The following is a 7,378-nucleotide window of genomic DNA, read 5'->3' as shown; positions in this document are numbered from 1 at the left end:
TCCCTGTCTCCGGTAAATCCCGATATGACAGGGGGGATTTCGGCGCCGGTCGGCCGCCTGAAGGTGTCATAATCCCGGTCGACGGAAACCCTCGTCGGCCTGCTCGTAAAGGTTCCGGAGAAAGTGACCTTTTTCCCGTCTACTTTTACCAGGAAATCCTCCTTCGAGCGTTCGGTTTCCACCGTCACGGGGAGGCTGAAAAGATAGGGGCCGTTTCTCTGATCGATATAAAGTTCCAGGTGAAAGAGTTCCCCTTCCCGCACTATCCGGGGAGGTGCTATCTCGATGTGTGCCATCCCCGTTCCCTCCGTCCACCCGTCGATCAACCGGCCTAACTCCCGCCCTCCTTTCTCCGTGAAAGAGTCCCGCAGGTCATCCCAGCCGGCCCGGCCGGCTTCGTTTTCCTCGATGAAGGTCTTAAGTGAAGAAAAAAAGGCATCGTCACCGAGCGTCTTCCTGACCATGTGGAAAATCATTGCCGTTTTCCCGTATCCTATCGCCCTGGTGGCGAAGTCCACCCGGCCCTGAAACCGGGAAACGGGTATTTCCCGGGAAGGCGTCACGTAATTTACATAGTCGATGAGGATTTTCTTCCGGTACACGTGCCCCTCCCCCTTCAGTTCCTTGTACCAGTGGTCGGCCAGATAGGTGGTCAGCCCTTCCGACCAGTTCCCCTTATCCCTGTCGACCTCGACTAAATGGCCGAACCACTGATGCAAAAACTCGTGACCCAGGGAGGTCTCGGGAATGTAGGGGAGCGGAAGGATCCTGGACCCGAGGAGGGTATAGGTGGGGAACGAGTATCCCGTCTGGAATATGTTCTCCACGACGCTGAAAGACCCGAAGGGATATCTTCCCAGCATTTCCCCGTAGAGGTCCAGGTACTTTTTGACGCTATCCCGGTACAGCGTGGACAGGTGGTCTTCCTCCGGGAAAAAATAGGTATTGATGGAGACACCCCGGTAACGCTCCTTTCGAAGGACGTGCCTGCCACCCACGAGGGTGATGCCGTCTAAGGGAATGGGAGAATCGAATATCAGCGTTTTGAATCCTTTTTCGGGCGCTTCGGCGACTTTCACGCCGTTTGATTCTGACAGTGCCTCGAACCCCTCCGGGAGGGTAACCTCGAGGCGGTAAAGGCAGGGACGGCTGAAGGAGGGATACCACCCTGATATGAGCATGATCCCCCTCTCATCGATGATGTTGCTCCCCGTCACACCGACATTTTCGATCACCTCTTCCTCTTTTCCGGGGGGAAACAGGCCGTCATATCTGAACTCCAGCACCTCGCCTCCCCGGACCTCGATAACATGACCGGCTCCCTCTTTTTGCCCCGCCCTCCTGCCGCCGATTCTCACGTCGGTTACGTTCAGACCCCCCGTGCTGACAGGGCCTCCCGTCCCGACGGGAAGGGTGATTTTCCCCTCCCCTGCAATCCGGTTCTCGGCAGGGTAAAGGGTGACCTTGATGTGGCAGGCAGGAGTACCGGCCCCCCGGGAAGTGGACAGGGGGAGCAGGCTTGCGAGCAGCAATGCACAAAAGGCAGCAAAAAGCGAGGCTCTGCACGCCGGGGCGGTGTTTCGCACCCTGTCGCGCAACGGTATGAAGAACCAATCCATCTCTTCAAGAAAGGGAACGGTTAGATGTTGTAGAGGAGGTAGTCGGCGTCTTCCAGGGTCACGCTGTCCCTGTCCATCCGGTCGGGAACTTCGGGAAGGACAACCCGCAGGGAGACATCCGACCTTCTCTTTACCTGCTCGGGAATACCCCGCTTCCAGGAGTGCCCGCTTCCGGCCAGAACCACCACCGTCACGTCCGGGTTTTCCCCCAGGTAGCTCAGAAGTCTCGTGGCCATGGTCGTATCCCACACCATCTGCGCCTCACAGAAGTAGGTAAACGACCGGCCGTGGGAGCCGTGGGCACCGAGGGCCCTTCTTATGAAATTTTCGTATTTTTCGTCAATGTCGCAGCTCACGCCGGGCAGCATGGCCAGCTGTTCCCTGCTCAACGATGCGAAACCCTTCCTGGCTACCTGCTGGGGGATCTCACGGGGAACGTTGAGCCCGACGAGGGGGATCCCTTTTTCCCTTGCATAGAGGAGTATGTCACGGTAGAGCGGCCATGAGTTTCCCCAGTTGTCCTGAAAAACCTTCCTGAACTCCCTCTCGTTCATACCCCCTCCGACCCAGGAGTCGAGGGACTCCTGGCTGTTTGCCCGGAACATCTCGAGGCCAACGGCAACCCTGTCTCCCCGCTGGGCGAGCTCCTTGATGATCCTCAGCTGTGCGTCGTGGTGGTCCTTGTTGTCGTGAAATTCACCAACGAAAACGAGGCTGACCTCTTTCAGGTCATCGATCATGTCGTCGACGGTGACCCGGTGCATGCCGGAAACCTTCAAAATTCCTTCTTTCTTCCTCGCGTGCGACTGTATAATGAGAGCAGTGAGAGCAATTACTGAAAGTAACGAAATGGCCAAAACCCTTTTCTTTTTCATTTCGACCCAACTCCTCGTGAGAATTTACCGGGACCACTGCATGACCTTCCTGCCGGGCAAGGATCAAGAACAGCAACCACTTATAGGATATTGAACGGTCCCATTTCGATTCATCCTTTTCCGCCGGTATGGTTTCCCGGAAATGAAGAGGTATTCCGGCCACCCGGAGCCGAAATCTTCTGGTATGATAGTATCCCCGAAAAATATATGACCGTATTGACTTAATCGATCAGATAAAAGAGAATGAATAAGGAAATAGGGCAAAAGTTATGGATATTAAAAGGACATTCCTAATATTTTTCGTCTCGCTGGGAATTTTCGCGGGGACCATTGCGTTCAATTTGAACCTCTTTCTTTCCTCGAGGAACATAGCGAAAAAAATCGCCTCCGTTCAGATATCGGACAAAGCGAAAGGCAACCTTCCGGCTGTTAAGCCCGATGGGGGAAGGGAGGTGGAAAATCTGCTCTCTCTGACAAACATCTTCTCCCCCCGGTCGGGAATGGATATTCCGGGCAAATGGAGCGATATCGGCCCGGGTGTGGTCGAACAGGCGGAGGTCTCGTCCGATTTTCGTCTGTCGGGAACGATCTATTCCACCCAGGAGGACCTGCGGAGGGCGGTTGTTTTCTTCACCGAGAAAAGGGAAGAAAAGGCTTTCAGGGAGGGAGATTTCATCGACGGGAACACGCGCCTGCTCACCATCGAGAGGAATTCGGCAATCCTTTTGGTCGGCGACAAGAAGGTGGCGCTCAAGGTAATGCCCGGGGAACAGACGGCGGCGCAGCAAAGTGTGCGCACCAGCAGGCCCCGGGAGAGGCAACGGATGCCGAGCACGAAAGATCAGGGGCCGCAAAACGCAGACCTGAAGATATCGAAAATTGATGAGTTTACCTATGCCGTCGACGAGTCTTCCGTCGATTACCTGACGGAAAACATAAACAAGGTCATCACCCAGGTCAGGATCATCCCCTACTTTGAATCGGGGGAAGCCGCGGGGTTCAGGTTCGCGGCCATAAGGCCGGGAAGCGTATTTTCCGACCTCGGGTTCACTTCGGGGGATGTGATCAAACAGATAAACGGGGTGCCTTTGACATCGCCCGAAAAAATATATACTATCTTTCAGAATTTAAAGGACGAGCAGAGCATCCAGGTGGACATATTGAGGAGAGGGCAGAAAAAGACCATGGGATACGAAATCAGGTAAGGGAGCCCGGCATGGCACGAAGGGGGGGGAAAATAGTGTTCGTGGTTTCTGTTCTGTTCTGGCTGGTCGCCGCAAACCCGCCTTTGGCCCCGGCAGACCTTGAAGAGGGAAAGATCGAGCTGTCGAGCAACCCCGTCAAAATAACGACGACCCGCGATGCCTACTACCTGCAGGTGGGCATATTTTCCGTCGACAGAAACGCGGAAAACATAAAAAACGCCCTGGATAACGAGGGAATGGCCGTGACGGTCGAAATCATCGAAAACATAAGAGGGGAGCCATTGAAGAAGGTCCTGGTGGGGCCATTCGATACGGGCATCGATGCGGAGAGAGGTATGGACCGGGTCAGGGAGATAACGGGCCTTGAGCCCCTTGTGATCAGGAGGGGGCCGGACTACGAGGTTCCGGAACCCGCGGGAGAACCCGAAGCGGCCCTGCCCGGGGTTGTCGAAGGAAAACCGCCGGGGGTCGAAGAAAAAGAGCCGCCCCCGGTAGTGGAGGAAGAGAAAGCCCCCTTGCCCGAAATCCCGGTGATAGCCGAAGAACAGGATGAGGAGGAGCAGGTTGCCGGCGCACGGAAGCCAAAAACGCTTGAAAAGCCGCGGCCGCAGGTAACGGAAGAGCCCGTGGCCCCCCAAAAAGAGGAGAAACCGCCGGCCCTGGAGGCGGAAAAGCCCGTCACCGTCCCCGTGAGGGAAAAAGCGGAACCGGCCGGAAAAAAGGGACCCGGGATCTCCCTCGACTTCACGGACGTCGACATATCTGTCCTGATCAAGTTCATCAGCGAGGTGACGGGGAAGAACTTCATCTACGACGAGAAGGTCCGGGGGAACATCACGATCATATCCCCGAAGAAGATCACGCAGGAAGAGATGTACCGGGTTTTCCTCTCCGTCCTCCAGGTGAAGGGTTTCACCACCGTCGAGCAGGGAAACATCGTCAAGATCATCCCCTCCCGGGAGGCGAAACAGGAGGGGCTGAAGACCTTTACCCGCAAACGCTACGAGGTGACCGACGAGTTCATTACCCAGCTCATACCCTTGAAGTATATCGACGCGAAAGATGCCTCGCCCCTTCTCACACCCCTGATCTCCAAAGAGGGCCTCCTGACATTCTACGGCCCTTCCAACACCCTGATCATCATCGACAGGGGATCGAACATTGCGCGAATAGCCGATATTCTCTCCGAACTGGACATCGGCACCGCCGCCCAGGTCATCAAGCTGTATCAGCTCCAGCACGCCCCCTCCGACGATGTGAGCGATATCCTGTCCCAGCTCTACACGGGATCGGGAGTGCCGGTGACGACGCGCCGAGTCAAGGGGAGGCCCGCTCCGAGAGCGCAGCCCGCCGCTGCCGGCTCCGTGGCCGGGACAAAATTCATATCGGATGCCAGGACCAACAGCATCGTCGTCCTTGCCCCATCGGACCTGATCGAAGACATAAGCGACATGATAACGCAGCTCGACATACCCACCCCGGAAAATGTCGGGAAGATCAACGTCTACTACCTTGAAAACGCCGATTCCGAGGAGCTCGCAACCGTTCTGAACAATCTCATCTCCGGCCGGACGGGAGGGCCGACACCGGGGCAACCGGGGCAACCATCGACGATCAAGGGTATCATCGCACCCGAATTTGAAGGCCCGATCAAGATAACGGCGGACAAGGCAACCAACTCCCTCCTGATCATCGCATCGCCCGTCGATTATCTCACCCTCGTGGAAGTGATAAAGAAACTCGATATCAAGAGGAGACAGGTATACGTCGAGTCCGTGATCATGGAAGTGCGTATCGACAAGGGAAGAGACCTGGGGGTCGAATACCGGGCTGCATTCGAGCCCACGAGCAACAGCGCCGCCATCTTCGGCTCGAACTTCGATTTTTCGGGCAACGTGAACGATCTCCTCATTGCCCTTGCCGCGGGAAATCCCCTTCTCCTGGCCGGTGAAGGGCTCACCGCGGGCGTTATCGGCGGTACGGTGAGGCTTCCGGACGGAACGGAGATACCTGCCATCACGGCAATACTGCGCGCCGCCGAGGTCGCCACGAACGTGAACGTTCTCGCAACACCCCACCTGCTTACGACCGATAACCAGGAGGCGGAAATCGTGGTGGGCGAAAACGTTCCCTTCATCACCAGCCAGGCCAGGGATACGACCAACCTCTCGAATATCATCAACACGGTCGAGCGGGAGGATGTGGGCATAACCCTCAGGATAACTCCCCAGATTCACGAGAGCGATTTCGTAAAGCTCGATATATACCAGGAGACTTCCGCGATAAAAGAGGGCACGGCAATCTTTGACATCAACCCCGTCGGCCCCACGACGACGAAAAGGAGCGCCAAGACTAATATCATCGTAAAGTCGGGACAGACGATCGTCGTCGGTGGCCTCATGCAGGAGGTGAGAAACAGGAACGTCTCTAAAATCCCCATCCTGGGGGACATACCGCTCATCGGGGCGCTCTTTCGGTTCGAGTCGGACAGCTCGCAAAAAACCAACCTCCTGATTTTCCTCACCCCCAAGATCATCAAAGACGTGGGCGAGCTCGAAGGGGTAACTCTGGAAAGGAAGGAGTTGATGAGGGACTATATAAGGAAAAACCTGAAAAACAAGCGCGAGATAAACATCGAGGAATATAATAAGGTGTTGGATCCCTGGAAAATAGATAATGAATAACCTCCCTGATCTGGAGAGCAAAAGAGTGGACATAAAACCGGACAGCAGTCTCATCGACAGGATACCCGCTGCATACGCCCTGAAATTCGAAGCCGTTCCCTGCTGCGTGGATGGCGGGGGCAGGTTCCTCGTGGTATCGACGGAAACACCGCAGGAAATCATCGACGAGATGATGCGTATCACGGAAATATGGGCATTCGAGACCAGACCCCGGGAGGAGGTGCGCCAGCTCATCGACAAAGCCTACGAATCCTTACCGGAACAGGGCGATACCCCGGAGGAAACAGGTGAGGCCGCCATTTCCGGCCTCGACCCCTCGGCGCGGATCGAGATAACCCCCCGTGCCCACGACAGCCACGACGAGGGGCACATGATAAAGTTCGTAAACGCCATGCTGTCGCGCGCAATCGGACTGAAAGCGACCGATATTCATCTCGAGCCCCACGAGCACGAGTTCGGCGTTCGAAAACGGATCAACGGCGTATTGAACAGCGCCGCAAACCTCCCCCGCGAGCTTCACGAGCCGGTGGTATCGCGGATAAAGATCATGGCAGGCCTCGATACGGCGGAAAAGGACGTTCCCCAGGAAGGAAAGTTCCGGGTCAGGCTCGCTGGAAAGGAGCTGAACGTGAGGGTTTCCACGGTCCCCACGTCTTTTGGCGAACGGGCGGTCCTCCGCGTCAAGACCCGGTCGGGGGTTCTCGAGGATGCCGCCCAGTTTTTCAGGAACCTTTTCACCGAGGACGCACCCCGCCGGACCCACGACGACGCCTACGGGCTGGACGGGGAAGGGGCAGGCGAAAGGGATGATATTCCCACTCCCGCGGAACATCACGACCCGTCCGTCTATGGTGACCTGACGGCTCCTCCCGCCCCCCCCGAATCGGCGGACCCTGACACCCCGGACGAGCCCAACGACCGGGTTGTGTCCCGGATCGTGCAGAAGAACATTTTCCGTTCCCGGTACCCGGACTCTGCGGATCAAAAGAGCGCCG

5 protein-coding genes are annotated in these 7,378 nt (G+C 56.5%); 3 read left to right on the top strand and 2 right to left on the bottom strand.

Annotated elements, in window-relative coordinates; genetic code table 11:
* The coding region (locus tag GTN70_09955) for a hypothetical protein (GenBank protein NIO17298.1) at positions 1-1,619 on the bottom strand (1,619 nt) is incomplete at its 3' end.
* 20 nt (positions 1,620-1,639) lie between these two features.
* Positions 1,640-2,494, bottom strand: coding sequence for a hypothetical protein (locus GTN70_09950; GenBank protein ID NIO17297.1), 855 nt, complete (start codon positions 2,492-2,494; stop codon positions 1,640-1,642).
* A 269-nt stretch (positions 2,495-2,763) separates the two neighbouring features.
* Here GTN70_09950 and GTN70_09945 point away from each other — a divergent pair, with 269 nt between their 5' ends.
* The 3 genes from GTN70_09945 to GTN70_09935 all read left to right on the top strand — a co-directional run.
* Entirely contained in the window at positions 2,764-3,699 is a 936-nt protein-coding gene (locus GTN70_09945; GenBank protein NIO17296.1) for a hypothetical protein, read from the top strand.
* Positions 3,700-3,710: 11 nt separating this feature from the next.
* Entirely contained in the window at positions 3,711-6,383 is a 2,673-nt protein-coding gene (gene gspD / locus GTN70_09940) for a type II secretion system secretin GspD (GenBank protein ID NIO17295.1), read from the top strand.
* Positions 6,376-7,378 (top strand): hypothetical protein (locus GTN70_09935; protein NIO17294.1); only part of this gene is annotated, 1,003 nt, incomplete at its 3' end. The genes gspD and GTN70_09935, both read left to right, overlap by 8 nt.

Source organism: Deltaproteobacteria bacterium (genome assembly GCA_011773515.1).
Taxonomy (GTDB): domain Bacteria; phylum Desulfobacterota; class Deferrimicrobia; order J040; family J040; genus WVXK01.
The sequence above is the reverse complement of the archived record's forward strand: the minus strand, read 5'-3'. Positions and strand labels throughout refer to the sequence as shown.

What these genes read in the sequence shown, in the direction of transcription:
- GTN70_09950 (NIO17297.1), bottom strand. Translation starts at nt 2,494, where the DNA reads ATGAAAAAGAAAAGGGTTTTGGCCATTTCGTTACTTTCAGTAATTGCT.
- GTN70_09945 (NIO17296.1), top strand. Translation starts at nt 2,764, where the DNA reads ATGGATATTAAAAGGACATTCCTAATATTTTTCGTCTCGCTGGGAATT.
- gspD (NIO17295.1), top strand. Translation starts at nt 3,711, where the DNA reads ATGGCACGAAGGGGGGGGAAAATAGTGTTCGTGGTTTCTGTTCTGTTC.